Origin of the sequence: Qipengyuania nanhaisediminis (genome assembly GCF_045862805.1) — a bacterium.
GTDB classification, from domain to species: domain Bacteria; phylum Pseudomonadota; class Alphaproteobacteria; order Sphingomonadales; family Sphingomonadaceae; genus Erythrobacter; species Erythrobacter nanhaisediminis_A.
On record NZ_AP025760.1, the window covers coordinates 829,722 to 852,621 of the forward strand.

Sequence of the window (22,900 nt, forward strand, 5' to 3'; positions counted from 1 at the left end):
GTATATCCATGACTGACCATCCCGGTGACCTGTTCGAAAATCCCGCCGGCCTCGACGGCTTCGAGTTCGTCGAGTTCTGCGCCCCCGAAAAGGGCGTTCTCGAGCCGGTATTCGAGGCCATGGGCTTCACCCGCGTGGCCAAGCACCGATCCAAGGACGTCGACCTGTGGCGCCAGGGCGGGATCAATCTCATTGCCAATTACGAACCGCGCAGCGCAGCCTGGTATTTCGCGCGCGAGCACGGCCCCAGCGCCTGCGGCATGGCGTTCCGCGTGCGCGATGCGCAAAAGGCTTATGACCACCTGATCGAAGCGGGCGCCGAACCGGTCGCCAACGAACCCGGTCCGATGGAACTCAAGATCCCCGCGATCCGCGGCATTGGCGGCGCGATCCTCTACCTCGTCGACCGCTATGACGGGGCCGAGGGCAAGAGCCTTACGATCTACGACATCGATTTCGATTATCTGCCCGGTGTCGATCCCAAGCCCGAGGGCGCGGGCTTTCACACGATCGATCACCTCACCCACAACGTCTATACCGGGCGAATGAAATATTGGGCGGATTACTACGAAAAGCTGTTCAATTTCCGCGAGATCCGTTTCTTCGATATCAAGGGCGAATATACCGGCCTCACCTCCAAGGCGCTTACCGCGCCCGACGGCAAGATCCGCATCCCGCTCAACGAGGAAGGCGAGGGCGGCAAGGGCCAGATCGAGGAATTCCTGCGCGAATTCAACGGCGAGGGCATCCAGCACATCGCGCTTATCTGCGATGACCTGGTCGCTTGCTGGGACCGGCTCAAGGAATACGGCGTGCCGTTCATGACCGCGCCGCCTGCCACCTATTACGAGATGCTCGACGAACGGCTTCCCGGCCATGGCGAAGATGTCGATGCGCTCAAGATGCGCGGCATCCTGCTCGACGGGACGACCGAAGGGGGCACGCCGCGCCTTCTGCTTCAGATCTTCGCCGAGGCGCAGGTCGGCCCGGTCTTCTTCGAGTTCATCCAGCGCAAGGGCGATGACGGCTTTGGCGAAGGCAATTTCAAGGCGCTGTTCGAAAGCATCGAGCGCGACCAGATCGCGCGCGGCGTTCTCGATACGGCTGAAAAGGAACCGGCCGAATGACCGAGGCTGCAGCCCACCCGGTGAAGCTGGGCGGCGTCCACCACGCCGCCTATCGCTGCAAGGATGCGAAGGAAACGGTCGAATGGTACGGCCGCGTGCTGGGCATGGATTACACCACCGCCTTTGCCGAGGATCACGTGCCCTCGACCGGCGAATACGATCCCTACATGCACGTCTTCCTAGATGCGGGGAATGGCAATATCCTCGCCTTTTTCGAATTGCCCAACCAGCCCGACATGGGCCGCGATGAGAACACGCCCGCATGGGTCCAGCATCTGGCATTTCGCGTGCCCGACGAAGAGGCGCTGCTTGCGGCAAAAGCCCATGTCGAGAGCGAAGGCATCGAAGTGCTCGGCCCGACGCATCACGGCATCTTCAAGTCGATCTATTTCTTCGACCCCAATGGCCACCGCGTCGAACTCGCCGCCGATATCGGGACCGAGGAACAATATGCCGAGTTGAAGCGCGTCGCGCCGATGATGCTCGACGAGTGGAGCGAGACCAAGAAAGCCCCGCGCCACGCCGACTGGCTGCACGCGATCGCGCGCGAGGAACACGCCAAGAGCTGATCCGCATTGCCGAATGAGAAAGGGCGCGGGAGGGGATGCCTCCTGCGCCCTTTTTCTTGGGTGGCGAAACCTGTCGTTACATTGAAACGGTCGCGCCGAGGAAGAACAGCGTTCCCACCGGGCTGACCGGATAGGCCTGTTCCGTCACGAACGGCTTGCGGTTGAAGACGTTGTTCACGCCGCCATAGATGTCGATCATGTCGCTCGCCTCCCAAGTGAACGAGATGTCGTGGATCCAAGCCTCGTTGGTGAGACCGTTGGCCCTCGAATAGGTGTCGGCACCGGTATCGCCGACCTGTTCGATCTCCACCGCACGCAGGCCCATCGCATCGAGATAGGTGGTGCCCCAGGTCAGGCTGAAGTTCTCGTATTCCGCCGTCAGCGAGGCGCGGCCTGCCCATTCGGGCCGCTGCAATTCGCCGAGTTCGGGATCGATCAGCGTCGGGTCGGAAGGGTCGAAGAAGTCGTTGAGCTTGTCGACCCAGGTGCCGCTCGCGTTCAATGTGAAGTCGAGCGGGCCTGCGCCGAAGCGATATTGCATCGAGGCTTCGACACCGGCGGTTTCGAGCCGGGCGAAGTTGACGAAGGTCTGGCGCAGGAACGTGAAGCCGCCAGATGCCGGGTTGCGTTCGATGAGATCGCAGAACCCGTTGTTGATGGAGGCGCTGTCGACGCAATTGTCGACGATGTCCTGCGAACCGACCGGGTCGATCGCGTCCTCGATCTCGATATTGTAATAGTCGACCGAGAGGATGAAGCCCGGAAGGAAGCGCGGCGTGAGCTGGCCGCCAAGGGTCCAGGTCGTCGCGGTTTCCTCTTCGAGGTCCGGGTTGCCGCCGAGCGAGCCGGTGAAGCGCGCGGTGAGCGGATCGACATAGCTGTAGGTGCCGGTGCCGAAGGTCGGATCGAAGCCGATCGAGTTGAAGAACGCGGTGCAGTTCGCCTGCCGCAGGTTCGGATCATCGGCGGTCACGAGGTTGCCGACATCACACGGATCGACGGGGCGGAAGAACGCGCCCTGCGGCGGATCGAACAGTTCGGAAATGTTCGGTGCGCGCACCGCGCGGGCATAGCTGGCTCGGAACAGGATGTCCTCGACCGGCGACCACAGCCCGTTGACGTTCCAGGTGAAGGTGTCGCCCACGGTCGAATAGCTCGAGAACCGTGCCGCGGCGCCCAGTTCGAGCGTCTCGGCTCCGGGAACGCCCGACAGGATCGGCAGGCGAAGCTCTGCGAACAGGTCGTAGACATCGAAGGTCCCGCGCGAATTCACGCTGGGCGAGGCCGGATCGAACACCAGCGAGGTCTGCGAAAATCCGAGATTTCCGAGCAGGTCGCCTTCATTGGCATCCGGTGTCGTCACCGGGACGATGCCCTGGATCAGAGGATCGAAGTTCGATTCCGAACGCTCCTCGCGATATTCCATCCCGAAAGCGAAGCCGACCGGACCGCCGGGCAGTTCGAAGAACGCGCCGGTATCGCCAGTAAAGATCGCGCTGAAGACCAGCTGTTCGAGCTGGAATTCATTGACCGTCGTGGTGGTAATGAAATCGATCGCGTCCTGGCTGATCGCACCGATGCCGCCGAGGATATTGGCGGGACGGCAAGAACCGTCACCCGGGTTGAAGGTGAAGAAGCCCGGATCGCCCGCCGGGATGCCGAAAGGCGTGGTGGCAGGCGCGGTCGGGTCGATGTCCGACCGGCAGATCGCGTTGCCGCCAGCATCGGTGGTCACATCGATCGCGGCGAAGAACCGGTCCATGATCACGCGGTTGGCGTCGAAAGTGGTCTGGGTGAACCGGCCGTAATTGGCCGAGACCTCGTAGGAGAAGTGATCCGAGGTGTCGCCGCGAACCCCGCCGACGAAACGCCATGTCTCGAACTCGTTGCGGTTGCGGTTCGGCCCGAGATCGACCGGGTCGCGGGTGATGTAGAAGCCGCGATCGGTACCGTTCCCGAAGAACAGTTCGCCGACATATTCGCGCTGGTCAGCGGTGATGAAGGGATTGTCCTCGCGGATCGTGAGAAGGTCGTAGAAAGTGTTGGGCTGGGCCTGGAATTCGGCCGAATTTGAAACGTACTTGCCTTCGAAAAAGACTGTCGCCCCGGGCGAGAATTCGTAGCTGAGCAAGGCGTTGACCGACCAGCGCTCGGTTTCGGGGATCAACGAATTGACGTTGAAATTGTTCTGGATACCGTCGCCGCCGAACTGGTTGAACAGGCCGGTGATCTGACCGTCCTGATACACGCTCAGGCTGCCATCGGGATTGATGACCGCGCAACCGCCTGCAAGACCGAAGGCGCCCGGATTGAAGGTGGAATTGTAGCCCACCGCGCTTTCGCGACAGTCGGGAATGCCGTTATTGTTGATGTCGGGACCATCGCTGAGGCCGATATCACCCGGCGCGATGATGCCGCCTGCAGACGACAGCGAGAAGCGCGGATCGCCCGCGATGAAACGCCGCGGGGCATTGACCGAACGCGCGATCAGAGCCGCTTCGGCTGCGGTCGGCGTGAAGCCGGTCGTATCGGTCGGGATCAGCCCGCCGATGATCGCACCATTGGCGAGGAAGTTGGGCGTGTCAGTGGGGTTGAGCTCGCCTGTCTGGAAGCGCAGTGCCGGGTTCGCCTGATCATCGAATATGCCGTTGTCGCGCGAAAAGGCGCGCTCGCCGAACTGCAATTCCTCGCCATAGGCATATTCACCCGAAATGGTGATGTTGCCGCGCCCGTCGGCGAAATTGGTTCCCCAGGTGAGATCGCCATTGATGCGCCAGGCATCGCCTTCGGAGGAGATGCCCGACTGGATATTGGCCTCGACCCCTTCGAAATCGTCCTTGAGCACGAAGTTGACAACGCCGGTCACGGCGTCGGCACCGTAGATCGAGGACGCGCCGCCGGTCAGAGTCTCGACCCGTTCAATCAAAGCGGTCGGGATCGAATTGATATCGACGGCCTGTTCGCCAGCAACGCCCGACACGTGACGGCGCCCGTTGACCAGAACCAGCGTGCGGTTCGAGCCGAGGCCGCGCAAATTGAGGATCGACTGGCCGACCGCTTCGGAGAAGATGCCGTCGATCGAGCCTTCTGAGGTGGTCGAAGTCGAAAGCGCGGGCACGTCACGCAGGACTTCGACGACGTCGGACGCGCCAGCCTGGGTCAGCGCCTCGGCATCGACAGAGATCACGGGTTGCGGTGCGCCGATATTCGGGTCGATCGCGATGCGCGACCCGGTCACGACGATGCGGCCTCCCTCTTCCTGCTCGTCGGCGACTGCTGTGCCGGGTGCCGGGGCTTCCTGCGCCTGCACGGCAAAGGGCATGCTGCTGGCAGCAGCGAGCAAAAGGGCCTGGCCCGAAATCTTGAGGGGTTTCATCGTGTTTCCCATCCTGTTGCTTTGACGATCCGAGGCGGGAGGATTTCTCGGCTGCGGACAGGTGTCAAGCGCGGTTTGTCGAATAATTGTTTTTGCGTGGCCTGCGTTGCAATTTTGTTGCTCTTTAAGGCCTTTCGCCAATCGATCGGCAATGCGTGTCGTGCGCGGCCAGGACCAAGTGTGCTTGACCGCTTGCTCCGATTGCCAGAGACCTTCTAGCGATAGGATTCTCAGTATCCCCGGGGGCAGCCTTGCAACATCGTCACTTCGTCCGCTTCTTCCTTGCCAGCCTTTCCGTTCTCGCCGCGCTCGTCCTGCGGCCTGTCAGCGCGCAGGCGCAATCTTTCCTAGATGGCGAGTTCGACCCGGCGATCCCGACCTTGAGCGAAGTGGTCGGACATGCGCCGGGGGAGCGGATCACGTCTCCGGAAGAGGCGAACCGCTATCTGCGCGCGCTGGTCAAGGCCGCGCCAGAGCGGGCGCGAATGGTCCGATATGCGACAAGCTGGGAAGGACGGCCGCTCCACTACCTGCTTTTCACCGCGCCACAGAACATGGCACGGATTGATGCGGTGCAGGCCGATCTTGGCGAGATCGCAGCGGGACGTGCGGGCAACAGTGCGGCGCTGCCGGTGACGTGGCTCGCCTATGGCGTCCATGGCAACGAGATCAGTTCGACCGATGCGGCGCTGATGATGGCCTACCACTTGCTTGCCGCGAGGAATGACACGAGGACGCAGCAAATCTTGGCGCAAAGCATCGTTGCGATAGACCCGATGCAGAATCCCGATGGCCGCGCGCGCTTCGTCAATCACTTCCGGGGCGCTGTCGGCATCGAGCCTGCCGCCGACCGGCAAGCTGCCGAACACGACGAGACCTGGCCTAGCGGACGCGTCAATCATTACATGTTCGACCTCAACCGCGACTGGTTCACGCTTTCCCAGCCCGAGACCCGCGGCAAGGTTGCCGCGATGCGCGCCTGGAACCCGGTCGTGGTGGTCGATGTCCATGAAATGGGCGGCGACGAGACCTATTTCTTTTCGCCCGCCGCACAGCCGATCAATCCCAATATCACCGCCGCCCAGCGCCGCGCCTACGAGATCATCGGACGCAACAACGCGGCATATTTCGATGCCATGGGCGAGCCCTACTTCACCCGCGAAGTCTATGACCTGTTCTATCCGGGATACGGTGACACCTGGAACACCCACCAGGGCGCGATCGGGTCTACCTACGAACAAGGCTCGGCGCGGGGCCTTGTGTTCGAACGACGCGACGGCACCGTGCTGACCTATGCCGACGGGGTGCGAAACCACTTCATCGCCAGCCTCTCGACCGCAGAGGCGGTGGCGATGAACGCCGACCGCTTTCTTGCCGATTACGCGGCCTATCGCGCTGCCAATGCGCGCGGAAATGCAGGAAGCGGGGCCTATGTGATCGACCTTGGCACCCGGCGCTGGAACGCCGAAGCGCTTGGCCGCAGGCTCGCGATGCAGGGGATCGAGGTTCGCCGACGCGACGGGCCGGCAAGCGCCTGTGGTCGCAGCTATCCGAGTGGCTATCTCGCTGTCCCGCAAGCGCAACCCGCCGCGCGGCTGGTTCGCAGCCTTCTCGACCGTGACACCCCGCTCCCGCGCGACTTCATGAGCGAGCAGGAGCAGCGGCGGTCCCGGGACCTGCCGCACGAACTCTACGATGTCACCGCCTGGTCGGTGGGGCTGATGTCGGGCGTCGCAGTCGCGGAATGTGCCAGCGCGCCGGGCGGCGAACGGCTCGCGGCAGAGGCGCCGATTGCACCCATGCCGAGCGGCGCAGGCGATTTCGCAATCGCGGTGCCGTGGAGCGATAGCGGGCAGGCCCGACTGGTAACCCTTGCGCTTCGCGAGGGGCTCGATGCGCGCGTCACCGATGAGGCTTTCGTAAAGGATGGGCGGACATTCCCGCGCGGCACGGTGATTTTCGCCGTGGCCGCCAACGGCTCTGACAGGATCGCGCGGCTTCTCGCTCTCGCGCGCACAATCGGCGCGGAAACCGTGGGGCTTTCCGATAGCTGGGTCGAGGCCGGGCCAAACCTTGGCAGCGATGCATTTGCCCGGCTGTCCGTGCCCAAGGTCGCGATGGCCTGGGACGAAGGCATCTCGCAATTGAGCGCGGGGGCCTTGCGCTACGTGCTCGAGCAGAGACTTGGTCTGCCGGTCGTTCCGATCCGCACGCATCGCTTCGCCCGCGCTGACCTGTCCGATTACGACGTCGTGATCGTGCCCGATGGGGCGCCGGGCGGAACGATCGGCGAGGGCGGGGCAGCGACCTTGCGCGCCTTTGTCGAACGCGGCGGCGTTCTGGTGGCGATCGGGCGAAGCGTGACGAGCTTTGCGGGCGGCGATGACCCGCTGATCGCGGTGCGGCGCGAAGCCGCGCTGGGACGCGACCCGTCAGAGGCAGGGAGCAACGAAGATGCCCCGCTGGCCGCTGGACAGGAGATTGCGAGCGAAGCCGAATATCGCGAGGCGATCGCCGATCGGGCCGCGCTTCCCGACACGCTTCCCGGCGCCCTGCTGCGCACGGTCGCTGACCCCGAGCACTTCCTGTCGGCAGGCTATGATTCAGGCGCGGTGGTGCTTGCCAGCGGATCGCAGATCTTCGCTCCGCTCGACCGGGCCCGCGGCGTCAATGTGTTGCGCTTCGAGGCCGCCGACCGCCTGGTGGCGAGCGGTTATGTCTGGGACGAAAACCGCCGCCAGCTCGCTTTCAAGCCCTATCTTGTCGCCCAACGCCGCGGGCGCGGCCTTGCGATCGGCTTTGCCCACGACCCCGCGACCCGGGCCTATCTCGACGGGCTCGACCTCCTGCTCGCCAATGCGGTGCTCGTCGCGCCCTCGCGTGTGCGTTGACGGTCAGCCTTTCTCTACGTCCGGCAGGACAGCGAGCGCCTGGATCTCGACCTTGGCACGGCGTTCGACGAGCCGCCTGACCTCGAGCGCGGCCATGGCCGGATAATGTCTGCCGATCACCTCGCGATAAGCGCGGCCGATATCCTTCAGCCGCGCGCTGTATTCGTCGAGATCGGTCATGAACCAGGTGAGTGAAACGAGGTGCTGCGGCCCGGCCCCGGCTTCGGCCAGCACCGCGACGATATTGTCGAGGGTCTGGCGCACCTGGTCAGCCAGGTCATCACTTTCGAATTCCTGCGCGGCGTTCCAGCCAATCTGTCCGCCGAGGTGGATCGTGCGTCCCTCGGCGAGCACGCCATTGGCATAGCCGATGGCCGGCGCCCATCCGGCGGGGTGGAGGATTTCATGCATCATCGCTCTCCTGAAATTGGGACAGGCCGGTGCGGATGTCATCGGGCCAGGGAACCGGGCGGTGGGTTTGGGGCGAGGTCGCGACAAGCCGCTGGCCGGCGCGCCACAATTCGCGCTGCGCGCTCACGGTGTGCGAGAGGTCGAGCGAGGTCGTCCCGATCCGGCTGACTGCGCAGCGAAAGGAAAGCCGGTCCCCTTCCATCCCCGGGCGCGAGAACGTCACGTCGAGCGAGACGGTTGGCGTGGTGATCGCGCGCTCGCTTCTGAGCTTCGGCCAAGGCCAGCCGATTGCCGCGAACAGGTCCTCCGTCACACCGACGAGCATGTCGAGATAGGCCGGGAAATAGGCAATCCCCGACGGATCGCATTGTCCGAAGCGCAGGATGCGACTGGTTTCAAATGCGCTCACCGCGTCGCCTCGCGCAGGCGAAAGCGCTGGATCTTGCCGGTGCTCGTCCTGGGAAGCGCAGCTGTGAAGACAATGCTGCGCGGATATTTGTAGGGCGCGATGCGCTGCTTGACGTGTTCCTGCAATTCATCGGACAGCGCGGTATCACCCTCAGCGCCATCCTTGAGCACGACATGCGCCTCGACGATCTGACCGCGCGCCTCGTCGGCGACGCCGATCACCGCGCATTCGGCGACCTGCGGGTGCGAGAGTAGCGCGGCTTCGACCTCGGGCCCGGCAATGTTGTAGCCGGCCGAAATGATCATGTCGTCCGAACGCGCGGCAAAGTGAAAGCGCCCGTCCTCGTCCTGGCGGAAGCTGTCGCCCGTGAGGTTCCAGCCCTCGCGCACATAATCGCGCTGGCGGCTGTCGGCGAGATAGCGGCAGCCGGTCGGACCGCGCACTGCGAGCCTTCCGACCTCGCCATCCGGCACATCGCGCATTTCATCATCAACAATTCGCGCTTCGTAGCCGCGCACCGGGCGGCCCGTGCAGGCCGGGCGGCGATCGCCGGGCGTGTTGGTGATGAAGATGTGCAGCAATTCGGTCGCGCCTATCCCGTCGAGGATCGGCTTGCCGGTCTTCCCTTCCCACTCCTCGCAGACCGGGGCGGGCAGCGTCTCGCCGGCCGAGACCGCGAGGCGGAGCGAAGACAGGTCTGCGCCTTCGTCCATCGCCGCCATCATCGCACGATAGGCGGTCGGCGCTGTGAAGCTGATAGTCGCGCGGTGCTTTTCGATCAATTCGACCATGTTGGCAGGCGATGCCTGTTCGAGGAGCGCGGCTGCCGCGCCGAACCGCAGCGGGAAGATCGCCAGACCTCCCAGCCCGAAAGTAAAGGCCAGCGGAGGCGAGCCGACGAAGATGTCCTCTCCAGTCACGCCGAGCACGTCGCGCGCATAGCCATCGGCGATAATCAGCAGGTCGCGGTGAAAATGCATCGTCGCCTTGGGTTCGCCGGTCGTGCCCGAGGTGAAGGCGAGCAGGGCGACGTCGTCCTGTGATGTCGCGACCGGCTCGAACGCCACCGGTTTCGACAATGCAACCCGGTCAAGCTCGGCATCGTGATTGGCGGTGCCGTCAAATCCGATGACCTTTTCAAGAAAACGGCTGTCCTTGGCGCAGGCGACCAGTTCGTCGAGACTGCGTGTGTCGCACAGCGCGAGCGCGATCTCGGCCTTGTCGACGATCTTGCCCAGCTCGCCCGCGCGCAGCATCGGCATGGTGTTGACCGCGACCGCTCCGGCCTTTGTCGCGGCAAGCCAGCAGGCGACCAGAGCGGGATTGTTGGGGCCGCGGATCAGGACGCGATTGCCCGGGACCACGCCGTATTCCTCGACCAGAGCGTGAGCGATGCGGTTCGACCAGTCGGCGAGCTCCTTGTAGGTGCGCACCCGGCCATTCCCGATCAGGGCGATGTGATCGCCCATGCCGCGCGCGACCTGCGCATCGCACAGTTCAAATGCCGCGTTGAGCCGGTCGGGATATTCGTATCCGTCGAGCAGGAGGTCGGGCCATTGGTCTGCTGGAGGCAGGTTGTCGCGGGCGAACGTGTCGACATGCGCGCTGGGTTTCAAGGTCATGGCCGGTCCTCTCAATCGCCTTCGAACACGGGTTTGCGCTTGTCGACAAAGGCGCGATAGGCGCGTTCGAAATCGCGGGTCTGCATGCAGATCGCCTGGGCCTGCGCCTCGGCCTCGATCGCCTGGTCGATTCCCATCGCCCATTCCTGGTTGAGCTGGGTCTTGGTGATCGAATGGGCGAAGACCGGCCCCTCGGTGATGCGGGTGGCAAGCGCGATTGCCTCGTCGGCGATGGTTTCGGCATCGACCAGCCGGTTGTAAAAGCCCCAGCGCTCGCCTTCATCGGCGCTCATCGAACGGCCGGTATAGAGCAGTTCGGCAGCGCGCCCCTGGCCGATTTGTCGCGGTAGGATGGCACAGGCTCCCATGTCGCATCCGGCAAGGCCGACCCGGGTAAAAAGGAAAGCGGTCTTGGCCTCGGGCGTTGCCAGCCGGATATCGGAGGCCATCGCCATGATCGCACCGGCCCCAACCGCGACGCCATCGATTGCGGCGATGATCGGCTTTCCGCAATGGATCATCGCCTTGACGAGATCGCCGGTCATCCGGGTGAAGGCGAGCAGGCGTTTCATGTCCATGCCGACAAGCGGGCCGATGATCTCGTGGACATCCCCGCCCGAACAGAAATTGCCGCCATTGGGAAGCAGCACCACCGCGTCCACGTCCTCTGCGCTGGCGAGGTCGCGATAGGTGTCGCGAAGCTCGGCATAGCTTTCGAAAGTGAGCGGGTTCTTGCGCTCGGGCCGGTCGAGCTGGATGCACGCGACCCGCCCCTCCATGCGCCAGTTGAAGTGCTCGGGCCTGTGCCCCGCCATCTGTGTCATGTCCTCTCCCCTAATTTCACGTGTCCGCGCGCGAGCATGGCTGCAAGCTCGCGCGCTTCCTCGGGCGCGAAGCCGCCCAGCAATTCATCGATCCATACGGCATGCGCCTCGGCCATTTCGGAGAAGGCAGCCTGGCCGGGCCTTGTCAGCCGCACCACCGAGGCGCGCCGGTCGCCTTCATGGGTATTGCGGGTCACAAGCCCGTCTTCGGCCAGCCGTTCGACAATGCCCGTCACATTGCCGTTGGAGACCAGCAGCATTTGCGACAATCCGCCCATGGTGAGCCCTTCTGGGCTGCGCGCGAGTGCTGCCATGACGTCAAAACGTGGCAGGGTGGATCCAAACCGTGTGCGCAGCCGCTCGCGCAGCTTGCTCTCGATCCGTCGCGACAGGCTAAGGAGCCGCAGCCAGAGCCGAAGGCGTTCGCGCCCGTCGGATGTCACGCGCGGGTCCGCCGCGGCGTTCATGCGAGCTCCACCGCTTCGCCGGTCCTGTCCGATCGGGCAAGTTCAAGAACCAGCGATGCGACTTCGCGGGGTGCGATTAGCCGGCCCGACGGGTTGAGAGCGGCAAGCTCTGCGCGCGCTTCGTCTTCGCTGCGCCCGGTCTTGTGCGTGATCAGGCGCACCGCTTCGGCGACGATTTCGGTATCGACGAAGCCCGGGCATACCGCATTGGCGGTGATATTCTTGCCCGCGAACTCGACCGCGAGGGCGCGCATCAGTCCGACCGCGCCGTGCTTTGCCGCGCAATAGGGCGCGGTATAGGCATAGCCGCGCAGCCCCGCATTCGAGGCGATGGTGACGATCCGGCCTCCATCTGCCTCGATCATGTCTTCGATCACTGCATGGGTGCAGTGAAACACCCCGTCGAGATTGACAGCCAAGCTCGCGCGCCAGCTTTCGGTGTCCCACTTGGCAAAGGGGGCGCTTGCAGCGGCCCCGGCATTGTTGACGAGCAAACCGATAGGGCCGTTCGCCTCGCGCGCAGCCCGCATTGCGCGGCTGACCTGTGCGGGGTCGGTGACATCGCAGCTGATCGCCATTGCGCCCGCTGCGCCGGCCACCTCTTCGAGCTTTTCGATCCGGCGGCCCAGCAGGCTGACCTTCGCGCCCTCTTCGGCCAAAGCGAGCGCGACGGCGCGACCAATTCCGGTGCCGGCCCCGGTCACGACCGCGTGGGCATCGGCGAGCGTCATGCCTTGAAGTCCTCGGCAGCCGCGCGCTCCTTTTCGGCGAGGCGGTAGAGCTGGTCGCGCCCGGCGAGATAGGGGGCGGGCCAATGGACGAAGCGATCGTCGAGCGCGGCGGCTGCGTGCAGCGTCCAGTAGGGATTTGCGAGGTGCGGCCGGGCGAGGCAGACGAGGTCGGCGCGCCCTGCGAGCAGGATGGAATTGGCGTGATCTGGCTCGTAGATATTGCCGACCGCCATGGTCGCCATGCCGATATCGTTGCGGATCCGGTCGGAAAACGGGGTCTGGAACATGCGTCCGTAGACGGGCTGCGCGCTCGGGGTCGTCTGCCCGGCGGAGACATCGCAGATATCGACGCCCGCCTCCCGCAAAATCGCCGCGATTTCGACCGCTTCTTCGGGCGTGACGCCCTCCTCGCCGACCCAGTCATTGGCCGAGATCCGCACCGAGATCGGCTTGTGATCGGGCCAGGCTGCGCGGACCGCGTGAAAGACTTCGAGCGGGAAGCGCATCCGGTTTTCCAGTTCGCCGCCATATTCGTCATTGCGCCGGTTGGTCAGCGGGGTGATGAAGCTCGACAACAGATAGCCGTGCGCCATGTGAAGCTCGACCATGTCGAATCCGGCGCGCTTCGCCATTTCGGCAGCGGCGACGAACTGGTCGCGCACTTCGTCCATGTCCGCCCGGTCCATCGCGCGCGGAACCTGGTTCTGCGGTGACCATGGCACCCCAGAGGCGGAAAGCAGCGGCCAGTTGCCGCTGGCCAGGGGCGCATCCATTTCCTCCCAACCGAGCTGGGTCGAACCCTTGGGCCCGGCATGGCCGATCTGCACGGCGATTTTCGCATCGGTTTCTGCGTGAACAAAATCGGTCAGCCGCTTCCACGCGGCCTCGTGCTCGGGCGCATAGAGGCCGGTGCATCCGGGCGTGATCCGGGCATCGGGCGCGGTGCAGGTCATCTCGGTGATGACGAGGCCCGCGCCGCCCTTCGCCCGTTCGGCATAATGGGCAAAGTGCCAGTCGCCCGGGCAGCCGTCGTTCGCCTTGTATTGTGCCATCGGCGAGACGACCACGCGGTTGGCGAGCTCCATGTCGCGCAGGCGAAAGGGCGCGAACATCGGCGCGCGCGCGCGGTCGGCTCCAGCCTGGCGCTGGAACCAGCTTTCGGCCTGTCCGAGCCATCGGGGATCGCGCAGGCGCAGGTTTTCGTGACTGATCCTTTGCGAGCGGGTCAGGAGCGAATAGGCGAATTGCATCGGGGCAAGGCCGAGATAGCGTCCGACCTGCTCGAACCATTCGCACGAATTGCGCGCCGCCGATTGCAGCTTGAGCACTTCGACGCGGCGCTCGTCCTCGTATTCGGCAAACGCTTCTGACGCCTCAGCATGACTGGCAAGCTTGTCGGCAAGCGCAATGGCGCTCTCCATCGCCAGCTTGGTTCCCGATCCGATCGAGAAATGCGCGCTCGCCGCGGCATCGCCGAGCAGGACGAGGTTATCGTGGTGCCATTTCGCGCAAAGAACGCGCGGGAAATTGATCCAGCCCGAGCCGCGCAAGTGTCGTGCATTGGAGAGCAGGTTGTGCCCATCCAGATGCCGCGCGAATATCCGCTCGCAGGTCGCGATCGAGGCGTCGCGGTCCATTTCGTCGAAGCCAAAGGCTTCCCATGTCTCGGCGTTGCATTCGACGATGAATGTCGCGGTATCGGCGTCGAATTGATAGGCGTGCGCCCAGACCCATCCGTGCTCGGTCTGCTCGAAGATGAAGGTGAAGGCGTCGTTGAATTTCTGGTGCGTGCCGAGCCAGACGAACTTGTTGGCGCGCTGGTCGATCTTAGGTTCGAACACGTCGGCAAAGGCGGCGCGCGCGGCGGAATTGATTCCGTCGGCTGCGATGACAAGGTCGTATCCGCGCATCAGGGCGGCGATATCGCTGGCCTCGCTTTCGAAGCGCATTGCAACGCCCAGTTCGTTCGCGCGCGATTGCAACAGCGTGAGAAGCCGCTGCCTGCCGATTCCGCAGAAGCCGTGGCCGCTCGACAGGTTGCGATCATCGCCGCGCACGACCGCGATATCGTCCCAGTAGGCAAAGTCGGCGCGGATCGCCTCGGCGCTGGGCGGGTCGTTCGCGGCTAGGTTGGTGAGCGTTTCCTCCGAAAGGACCACGCCCCAGCCGAAGGTGTCGTCGGGACGGTTTCGCTCGATCACCGTAACCACGTCGCCGGGCGAACGCAGCTTGAGGCTGATCGCGGCATAGAGCCCGGCGGGACCGCCGCCGAGGATCGCGATGCGTCGTGCGGGGCGGTTTCCTCTCTCCACATCCACGAGACTGCGCGCGCGCCCAATTTATTTCAAGTTTAAAATATCTCGCCCACCGCGGGACACGTCGATGCAGGCGAGGCGCGCCCACCGCCGCGAACCAGTGCCGTCGGGCGTTGCCTGGCGGTTCCGAACTTTTCGAGAAGAAATGGCGGAGACGGAGGGATTCGAACCCTCGATACTGCTATAAACAGTATGGTCCCTTAGCAGGGGACTGGTTTCAGCCACTCACCCACGTCTCCGCATCGCGATCGGTCCGCCAAGGGCGAAAATCGGCCGCGAGCCGCGCGCTATAGTCGCGCAGGGCTATGGCGGCAACCCTGCAATCGGAGGCAGGTGCGCATCCGTGCCAATGGCCCGGCCTCGCGAGGCTCCGCACGGGCGCGCCTGCACCGCAAAGTCCCGTATTTCCAGCCATCCTGGCTTAAGAAAAACAAAGCTAGGGACTCGATTCACCGTGTTTTCGATTCGCTTGGCCGACGATGCGTTGCCGCGAAGCGGAGAGAGGTTTCTGCTCGGCAGCGCGCACTTGCGGCTGCACGAGAGCGACAGGAGAGGGACATGCCAATTCGCACCACACAGACCGATCGCCTTGCTGGCGCGATGAAGCGCCGCGCGCGCGCCGTGACCGCATTTCTCGCGGCAGGACTGGTCGCACTTGCACCCGCGGGCGCGCAGGATGTCGAGAGTTTCGACCCCGATGAGGCCTATGACAGCGCCGCGAGCGTCGAAGCGCAGGCGGCTGCGACCGGCGCGATCGATGCCGATCTCGTCGATCCTTCTTTGCGGACCGTGCGCGAGGAAGCTCCTGCTGCGCCCGAGCAATTCCCCGATGTATCGCCGCAGACAGATGCGGGCGCGTCGTTCGACAGCGAGTTCTCGCAATATGCGCCACCGGGCGCGGCTGAGCCGGAGCCGGCACCCACCGGCGATGTCGCAGCCGCCGAAGCCAGTGCCACCACCTACCAACAGGACGACCTGATCGGCGCGGCCGAAGGCGTTTTCGGCAAGGGTGCCGAAGGCCTCGCCGGGATGATCGAGGACCTCTTGCGCAAGCAGGGCGAACCCAATGGCTATATTGTCGGGCGCGAAGGCGGCGGCGCCTTCATCTTCGGCGTGCGCTACGGGTCGGGTACGCTCCACCACAAGGTCGAAGGCCAGCGCGAGGTCTACTGGACCGGTCCCTCGCTCGGTTTCGATGCCGGGGCAAATGCCGGAAACACCTTTGTCCTCGTTTACAACCTCTATGACAGCGAGGACATCTTCCGCCGCTATCCCGCAGGCGAGGGACAGGCCTATTTCGTCGGCGGGCTGCACGCCAGCTACATGCGGCGCGGAGACGTGGTGCTGATCCCGATCCGGGTCGGAGCGGGGCTGAGGCTCGGCGTCAATGCGGGTTATATGCGCTTTTCCAAGAAGCATCGCTGGCTGCCCTTCTGACGCTACGGCACGTGCGCGAAGTGGCAGAATGCTCGCACGGATAGGCCAGCTTTTGCGCGCTCAATCCGATTGCCTGTTGCAGCGCGCGCGCGCTCGCGGCAGAGGGTGGCCATGCTCGAGACACTTGCTCCCCAATCGCCCGACGCGCTGCTTGCGCTGATCAAGCTCCATGCCGCCGATGACCGGCCCGACAAGATCGACCTCGGAGTCGGCGTCTATCGCACCGATCGAGGGGCAACGCCCGTGTTCGCCGCGATCAAGGAGGCCGAGCGCCAGCTGGTCGAAAGCCAGGATTCCAAGAGCTATCTCGGCCCCGAAGGCGACATGGGTTTCGTCAATGCTCTGATGCCTTACATTTTCGGCGAGGATGCGACCATGGGCGGGCGCATTGCCGGGATGCAGACCCCGGGCGGAACCGGCGCGGTGCGGCTCGCGCTCGCGCTCGCGCAGCAGGCGGGGATGACCCGGCTGCACATGGGCACGCCGAGCTGGCCCAACCATGCCCAGATCATCGGCGATCTCGGACTCGACTGGAACGGATTCGACCATGCCAATTCCGATGGCACCGCCAATATCGACGCGGTCCTCTCCACGATCCGCGGCGCAGGCCCGGGCGAGGGGATCCTCCTGCATGGCTGCTGTCACAACCCGACCGGCATCGATTACTCGGACGAGGAATGGGCGCAGATCGCGGACGCGCTGGCCGAAAGCGGGACTTTCCCGATCATCGATACCGCCTATCAGGGGCTCGGCCACGGGCTCGAGGAAGACGCAGCGGGCCTGCGCGCGGTCCTGGCCAAGGTGCCCGAGGCTTTCATCGCCTATTCGTGCGACAAGAATTTCGGTCTTTACCGCGACCGCGTGGGCGCTTTTTACATCATGGCCGAAGGGTCCGACACGCTCGACACCGCGTTCTCCAATGCCAATGCGCTGGCCCGCGCCGCCTGGTCGATGCCGCCCGATCACGGTGCCGCTGCGGTCCGGCTGGTGCTGCGTGACAGCAAGCTCACCCAGCTCTGGCAGGACGAACTCGACACCATGCGCGAACGCATGCGCGCCGTGCGCACCCGGCTCGCCGAAGCGGGCATGACCGGCAGCGTCGATCTTGCCCCGCTGGGCCGGCAGAACGGCCTGTTCTCTGTCCTGCCGGTGAGCAGCGAACAGGTGCAGCAAATGCGCAAGGATCACGGCATTTACATGGCCGGGTCGGGCCGCATCAATGTCGCCGGGCTGACCATGGACAATATCGACAAGTTCATCGCCGCGATTGCCGAAGTGACCGGCTGACGGATGCGCGTGCTCGACTGCCAGCCGGTGCTCGAGGACGCGCAGCTTGCCATGCGACCCTTGCGGCCCGCAGATCGCGCCGCGCTCCACGCCGTCGCCTCCGATCCGCTGATCTGGGAGCAGCACCCTGCGCACGATCGCTGGCGCGCAGAGGTTTTCGCGCGCTTTTTCGACGATGCGCTGGCCAGCCAGGGCGCGCTGGTCGCGATCGACAAGGCGAGCGGGCAGATCATCGGCTCCTCGCGCTATGACGGGTTGGAGGAGGCCAATGGCGGTTCCGTCGAGATCGGCTGGACCTTCCTGGCGCGCAAATTCTGGGGCGGAACGGCAAATCGCGCGATGAAGCGTCTGATGGTCGGCCATGCACTCGGGGCCATCGGCGAATGCCGCTTCGTCGTGGGCGAGGAGAACTGGCGCTCGCGCCGTGCGCTCGAAAAGATCGGCGCAAGGCTGACCGCGCGCAGCGAAGAGCGCGGGATGGCAGGCGCGATGGTGCGCCACCTTGTCTATGCCATGACCCGCGAGGAATTCGCTGCCGGGCCGCTCGCTAGACCGTGATCGGTCTGTTTCGCGAGCCTCCGCTAAGAGAATTCCCGCATCGATCTTCGTCCGGGGCAAGGGGCGGATTCGCGCGGTCGCGGTTAACCATGGCACGCGACGAGAATGGCGGATTTCTGCCGTTCTCGGCTACGTAAAACCCCGAATTTGCATAATATTACTAACGTGTTACTCCTTAATGCGAATCGGCAGGTGGGGACCTGTTGATCGGTCGCCGGCAGCGAAATCTATTGCGTCGGCGGGGTCCAATTTGGGGGGAAATCTCGTGAAGAATATCATCTTCGCGGGCGCGTCGATCATCGCGCTCGCCGCCGCTGCTCCGGCTTTTTCGCAGAGCAATTCGAGCACAGTCAGCCAGACCGGCACCGACAATTCGGCGAGCGTCAGCCAGCCGGGTTCGACCAACACGTCCGAACTCGACCAGAACGGCGTGCCGCTCGATGCCGTTGCCAACGAGGCGACCGTCACCCAGGAAGGGGCCGGCGGCTTTTCCGACATCGACCAAGACGGCGACAACCAGGCCACCGTCACGCAAACCTCGACCTCGGTCGGCATGAGCTCGCAGATCACGCAGGCCAATGGCGGCGGGGCGAGCAACAGCGCCACGGTGACGCAGGGCGGTTTCGGCGGCGGCCAGGGTTCGGGCACCGGATCGGTGATCAGCCAGACCGGGACCGGTGGCTCGGCCAATGTCACCCAGACGGATCTCACCACGCTCGCCACCAGCACCATCGACCAGTCGGGCGCGAACGGCATCGCGAGCGTCTCGCAGGACAATGGCGACATGGCCTCGGCCATGATCGTGCAATCGGGCGACGATGAAACCGCTTCGGTCACGCAGGTAGGGGCGCTGCACAGTGCCACGATCACCCAATCCGGTTCGTCGAACCAGGCCACGGCCTCGCAAGACGGCTTCGATCACAGCGCGAACATCGGACAGGGCGCCACCGGCAATCTTGCGACCACCGTGCAAACCGGCTCGGGCAATGCGCTCGATGTTTCGCAGACCGCCGATGCTAACACCGCGAGCGTTACGCAAAGCGGCTCGAACGGCGAGGTCGAAATCGACCAGGACGGGACCGATGGCAATGCAACGGTGACCCAGCTGGGCGAAGGGCAGGATGCCTTTGTCACACAATCGGGCTTCGACCAGACGGTCTCGATCTTCCAGGACGTCGACACCACGCTCTCGCAGGTCCGCGTCGACCAGTCCGGCTCGTTCCACAATGCGACGATCAATCAGACTGGCGTCACAACCAGCTCCTTTGCTGTTACGACCGTCGATCTTGAGCAGTCAGGGGACAACAATACCGCGCAGATCGACCAGAGCGGTGACTATATTCGCTGGGCGGGCGGTACGAACCTAAGCCGTAGCGTCGCGCCGGGGGTGAACCTGATCCAGAGCGGTAGCGACAACTTCGCCGATATTGACCAACCCGGCGATTCGAGCCTGATGTCATTCTCGCAAACCGGGATGAACAGTTCTCTGATTGCCACGCAGGGCGGGGAGAACAATGCACTCAACGGGTTTCAGTCCGGTTCGGACAATACCATCACCACCGACCAGTCGACCACCGGACCTGCATTGTCGACGATACTCATCTTCCAGTTGGGCAATTCGAACCGGATCAACGCGACGCAGGACGGAACAGGCACCGGGGACGGGTATGGCAGCCCGAAACTGCATGTCTCCCAGCATAACATCGGCAACGTCTCGATCAGTACCCAATCGGGCCAGGGCGACATTGCCTTCGTCACCCAGATCGGCGCGTCGAACAACTCGACCGTGTCGCAGCTGGCCGGAGGGATCGATAACGAGGCCGATATCGACCAGAACGGCAGCGACGGTGTCTCGGAGCTGACCCAGTCGGGCGAGGACAACTTCGCAAGGCTGCTCCAGAACGGCTCGTTCAACAACGCCTTCGTGGCGCAGGGCGGGATCGGTGACGTGTCGACCGTCACACAGAGCGGCAGCAACAACACCGCGACGGTAAACCAGAACATCGGCCCGTAAGCCGCGCAAGGTTCGGCAAGCGGGAGTGCTGGCCTCGCCGGCCTCCCGCGTGCCAGCGGGGCGGCAGCGACGGACCCTCCAAGATGGGCCATCGCCAACGTCCTTCGACAAGCCCCGAACTCGCGGGCGCTGGTCGAGAACCAACCTGCTGATCCGCCTGGCGGATCCAATGCAATGGGCAGGTTGCGCTGAAGCCGGGACATCGCCCGGAACCAGCGCGCATTCACAAGCCCGCCGCTAGGCGGGCTCAAGGGGGAATAAACGTGAAGAAATTTGTCATCACCGGCGCGTCCATCGTCGCGCTCGCCATTGCCGGACCGGCCTTGGCGCAAAGCAATTCGAGCACCGTCGACCAAAGCGGCACCGACAATGCCGCGACGATCGACCAGACCGGCTCTGCCAATAGCTCGGACGTGACCCAGTCGGGCCTCGACAGCGATGTCTTCGTCGACCAGGCCTCGACCAATTCGGGCGCCACGATCGATCAGTCGGGCGAGCTCAACTTTGCCGAAGTCAACCAGACCGGCGCCAATCACAACATCACGATCACCCAGTCATCGGTCGGACCGGTCGCAGCGGGTGCCGATTTCACCGCCGGCGTGCAGGTGATCCAGGGCGGCACCGGCCATAACGGGACGATCGTTCAGTCGTCCACGCCGGGCACCTACATCTCGGCGACCGGAACGACTGGCTTTTTCTCGTCGCCCAATTCGGAGTTGCGGCAGTTCGGCACCAACAACACCGCGACCAACATCCAGACGGGCGCCTCGAACCTGTCCGACATCGATCAGAACGGCTCGGACAACATCGCCACGGTGAACCAGCCGGGCGTGCACACCGCCAGCGCCGCGGCGCAGGGCGGCATCGGCAACACCGCCGATGTCCTCCAGTCGAACACTTCGGATGTGGGCGGCAGTTCGCTGGGCATCACGATCCAGGGCGGGGTCGGCAACAACACGGCGAACATCGTGCAGGACGGCCATTCGACCGCGTTCCACACGCTGCAGTTCTTCAGCATCCAGACCGGCGATGCCAACGTCTCGAACATCACGCAGTCGGGCACCGACGATCGGATCCATCTCGAGCAGATCGGCAATGCCAATATCTCGAACATTACCCAGAATGCAGGCGGCGTTGGCAACGAAGCCGATCTCGACCAGTTCGGCGACGATGGCAGCTCGACGGTCGAGCAGTCGGGCACCGGCAACCTTGCAGATCTCGAGCAGTCGGGCGGATCGACCCTTGCCGAAAGCACGATCCTGCAGGACGGCTCCAGCCTTACTGCGACAGTCACGCAGGGCGGGGCGGGCAACAGTTCGTTCGTCAACCAGTTCGGGTCCAACAACACGACCACCGTGACCCAGCACTGATCGCGTTCTTTAGAGAATGTATTGCGGGCGCGGTCGGTGAAATGAACTGGTCGCGCCCGTTATTTCTTGGGGCAGGATTTGCCGGAATCGTCGGATTTTTCGGTAGTGACTCAGTTTGAATTCCACCGACATGGAAGCATTCCACTGCGTTGCAATTAAATTGCGAGCACCGAAGCTCACCGGCGCGGCCCGCGGTAGCCTCCCGCGTTACGATAAGACCCGATGCAGGTATTGCAAATTTCGTGACGGTCGGGCTCGAATTTGGCCGCCGCCTCCATCGCATCGTCCAATGAATGATACGGGAGCCAATTACCGGATTTCGCCTTTCCACTAAAATGCCCTTGGCCACCTTTGCAATGATAACAATTGGCTTCGTGTACCTTCGCACGATAGTGGATCGGACTATGGTAGACCCAGTGAGTGGGCGTGCCATCCGGGAGCGTATCGTCGACGTCGCATTGGTCGTTAGAAGCCAAGCTCTTAAGTCGGTCCGCGATAAACTTGTTAGTCATCTCGACCAGCTCATCGATTTCCCAAATGTGATCGGTCCAACCAGCTGCCATTGCAGGCGTCATTCGCAGCGTGCGGTGCATCCGACAGTAATTGTAATACATGGCGTACAGCGCGACATGTCGTTTCAAGTTTAGAAGTGTTTTTGAGAAGGCATTGGTCCGCCGCGTAAAGCGTTTTAAGTCCATCCGGAAATTCAGATTTACGCGCTCAATAAATGAGGTGTGGACGTCCTCCCATGAGGGGCTTCCAAGCAACGTGATGCGGTCGGCTCCAATATACCGGCGGCGCGAGAGCTTTTGCCCTTTCTTCCCGGTATCGGAATACTTCTTGATAAGCATGCCGACGTCAGCATCGGTACCGAAGGCGACAGCAGACGCTTCCTTGTACGCGGGCAGGCCATCGGTGATTATCGTCGGACGAACTGCAAATTCGCCGTGGTCATTTCGCCGCAATTTTGAAGCAAGTGTCTTCATGAACTCCGTTGCGTCGTAAACCTCCCGACTGCCCACCAGATGGTGCAGAATGCATTTGCTGTCGGCATCAATGGCCAAATAGACCCAGTGTGTCCCACGATCACGCGGAGACGTCGGCTCTGGGTCTTTGTCCCGCGAGCCCACGTAAGTGTGAAATTCATCTGCCTGAATACGAGCCGGCTCCAAGTTCTTCTGGGAGGCGAAATGAGCGAGCGCCATATCTCCAGCGTCTTCGAAGAGCTTCATGACCGTGTTGAAGCTGGTTTGATGTTTCCGCTCGATTGAGCGCAGCGAACCAGCCTCCACTACATCATGGAGCATGCGAGCCTGTTTCTCCGGATTGAGCCTATTCAAGTCGGAACTCCATACTTGCGCTTTGGCAATGAAAGCGATACGATGATTCGGATAACCGATACAGTGAATCGTTACGGAGGATCAAGAGAGAATTTATGGCGACATTTGACTTTCTTCTCTGCGGCGCAACTGAGCCGATGCGGGTCGATGTC

17 protein-coding genes and 1 tRNA gene are annotated in these 22,900 nt (G+C 63.4%); 8 read left to right on the forward strand and 10 right to left on the reverse strand.

Annotated features, from left to right (window positions below; translation table 11 throughout):
- The first annotated feature begins 8 nt into the window (after window positions 1-8).
- Both hppD and ACKTSM_RS04065 read left to right on the forward strand, forming a co-directional pair.
- Window positions 9-1,127 (forward strand): 4-hydroxyphenylpyruvate dioxygenase, encoded by a 1,119-nt coding sequence (hppD, locus tag ACKTSM_RS04060; protein ID WP_407875850.1) that lies wholly within the window; start codon window positions 9-11, stop codon window positions 1,125-1,127.
- Window positions 1,124-1,696: a VOC family protein gene (locus tag ACKTSM_RS04065; RefSeq protein WP_407875851.1), complete on the forward strand. Its 573-nt coding sequence runs from the start codon at window positions 1,124-1,126 to the stop codon at window positions 1,694-1,696. Before hppD ends, ACKTSM_RS04065 begins: the two co-directional genes overlap by 4 nt.
- A 76-nt stretch (window positions 1,697-1,772) precedes the next feature.
- Here ACKTSM_RS04065 and ACKTSM_RS04070 read toward each other — a convergent pair whose 3' ends face one another.
- Window positions 1,773-5,072: a TonB-dependent receptor domain-containing protein gene (locus ACKTSM_RS04070; RefSeq protein WP_407875852.1), complete on the reverse strand. Its 3,300-nt coding sequence runs from the start codon at window positions 5,070-5,072 to the stop codon at window positions 1,773-1,775.
- A 251-nt stretch (window positions 5,073-5,323) separates the two neighbouring features.
- Between ACKTSM_RS04070 and ACKTSM_RS04075 the strand changes: the two genes are divergently transcribed.
- Window positions 5,324-7,963, forward strand: a complete 2,640-nt coding sequence (locus ACKTSM_RS04075; RefSeq protein ID WP_407875853.1) for a M14 family zinc carboxypeptidase — start codon at window positions 5,324-5,326, stop codon at window positions 7,961-7,963.
- A gap of 3 nt (window positions 7,964-7,966) precedes the next feature.
- Here ACKTSM_RS04075 and ACKTSM_RS04080 read toward each other — a convergent pair whose 3' ends face one another.
- From ACKTSM_RS04080 to ACKTSM_RS04115, 8 genes are all read right to left on the reverse strand, one after another.
- Window positions 7,967-8,377: a RidA family protein gene (locus ACKTSM_RS04080; protein WP_407875854.1), complete on the reverse strand. Its 411-nt coding sequence runs from the start codon at window positions 8,375-8,377 to the stop codon at window positions 7,967-7,969.
- A complete protein-coding gene (locus ACKTSM_RS04085) occupies window positions 8,367-8,783 on the reverse strand; it encodes an acyl-CoA thioesterase (RefSeq protein ID WP_407875855.1) in 417 nt (138 codons plus the stop codon). The genes ACKTSM_RS04080 and ACKTSM_RS04085 overlap by 11 nt, the downstream gene beginning before the upstream one ends.
- Entirely contained in the window at window positions 8,780-10,405 is a 1,626-nt protein-coding gene (locus ACKTSM_RS04090) for a benzoate-CoA ligase family protein (RefSeq protein WP_407875856.1), read from the reverse strand. The genes ACKTSM_RS04085 and ACKTSM_RS04090 overlap by 4 nt, the downstream gene beginning before the upstream one ends.
- A gap of 11 nt (window positions 10,406-10,416) precedes the next feature.
- Window positions 10,417-11,229 (reverse strand): enoyl-CoA hydratase family protein, encoded by an 813-nt coding sequence (locus ACKTSM_RS04095; protein ID WP_407875857.1) that lies wholly within the window; start codon window positions 11,227-11,229, stop codon window positions 10,417-10,419.
- Window positions 11,226-11,696, reverse strand: coding sequence for a MarR family winged helix-turn-helix transcriptional regulator (locus ACKTSM_RS04100; RefSeq protein WP_407875858.1), 471 nt, complete (start codon window positions 11,694-11,696; stop codon window positions 11,226-11,228). Before ACKTSM_RS04100 ends, ACKTSM_RS04095 begins: the two co-directional genes overlap by 4 nt.
- On the reverse strand, window positions 11,693-12,427 hold the full coding sequence (locus ACKTSM_RS04105; RefSeq protein ID WP_407875859.1) for an SDR family NAD(P)-dependent oxidoreductase: 735 nt from the start codon (window positions 12,425-12,427) through the stop codon (window positions 11,693-11,695). Before ACKTSM_RS04105 ends, ACKTSM_RS04100 begins: the two co-directional genes overlap by 4 nt.
- Window positions 12,424-14,739, reverse strand: coding sequence for a bifunctional salicylyl-CoA 5-hydroxylase/oxidoreductase (locus tag ACKTSM_RS04110; RefSeq protein ID WP_407875860.1), 2,316 nt, complete (start codon window positions 14,737-14,739; stop codon window positions 12,424-12,426). The genes ACKTSM_RS04105 and ACKTSM_RS04110 overlap by 4 nt, the downstream gene beginning before the upstream one ends.
- A 149-nt stretch (window positions 14,740-14,888) precedes the next feature.
- Window positions 14,889-14,981: transfer RNA gene (locus ACKTSM_RS04115), tRNA-Ser, on the reverse strand.
- 319 nt (window positions 14,982-15,300) lie between these two features.
- Between ACKTSM_RS04115 and ACKTSM_RS04120 the strand changes: the two genes are divergently transcribed.
- The 5 genes from ACKTSM_RS04120 to ACKTSM_RS04140 all read left to right on the forward strand — a co-directional run bounded on the left by ACKTSM_RS04120 (window position 15,301) and on the right by ACKTSM_RS04140 (window position 21,408).
- Entirely contained in the window at window positions 15,301-16,179 is an 879-nt protein-coding gene (locus ACKTSM_RS04120) for a DUF1134 domain-containing protein (protein ID WP_407875861.1), read from the forward strand.
- Between the two features lie 111 nt (window positions 16,180-16,290).
- Complete coding sequence (locus tag ACKTSM_RS04125; protein WP_407875862.1) at window positions 16,291-17,466, forward strand: aromatic amino acid transaminase; 1,176 nt, start codon at window positions 16,291-16,293, stop codon at window positions 17,464-17,466.
- 3 nt (window positions 17,467-17,469) lie between these two features.
- On the forward strand, window positions 17,470-18,024 hold the full coding sequence (locus tag ACKTSM_RS04130; RefSeq protein ID WP_407875863.1) for a GNAT family N-acetyltransferase: 555 nt from the start codon (window positions 17,470-17,472) through the stop codon (window positions 18,022-18,024).
- 265 nt (window positions 18,025-18,289) lie between these two features.
- The gene (locus ACKTSM_RS04135; RefSeq protein WP_407875864.1) at window positions 18,290-20,038 is read left to right on the forward strand and encodes a hypothetical protein; all 1,749 of its coding nucleotides are present in this window, start codon (window positions 18,290-18,292) and stop codon (window positions 20,036-20,038) included.
- Window positions 20,039-20,301: 263 nt separating this feature from the next.
- Window positions 20,302-21,408, forward strand: coding sequence for a hypothetical protein (locus ACKTSM_RS04140; RefSeq protein ID WP_407875865.1), 1,107 nt, complete (start codon window positions 20,302-20,304; stop codon window positions 21,406-21,408).
- Window positions 21,409-21,584: 176 nt separating this feature from the next.
- On the opposite strand, the gene ACKTSM_RS04145 is transcribed toward ACKTSM_RS04140, so the two are convergent.
- Window positions 21,585-22,748, reverse strand: a complete 1,164-nt coding sequence (locus ACKTSM_RS04145; RefSeq protein WP_407875866.1) for a hypothetical protein — start codon at window positions 22,746-22,748, stop codon at window positions 21,585-21,587.
- Window positions 22,749-22,900: the final 152 nt, after the last annotated feature.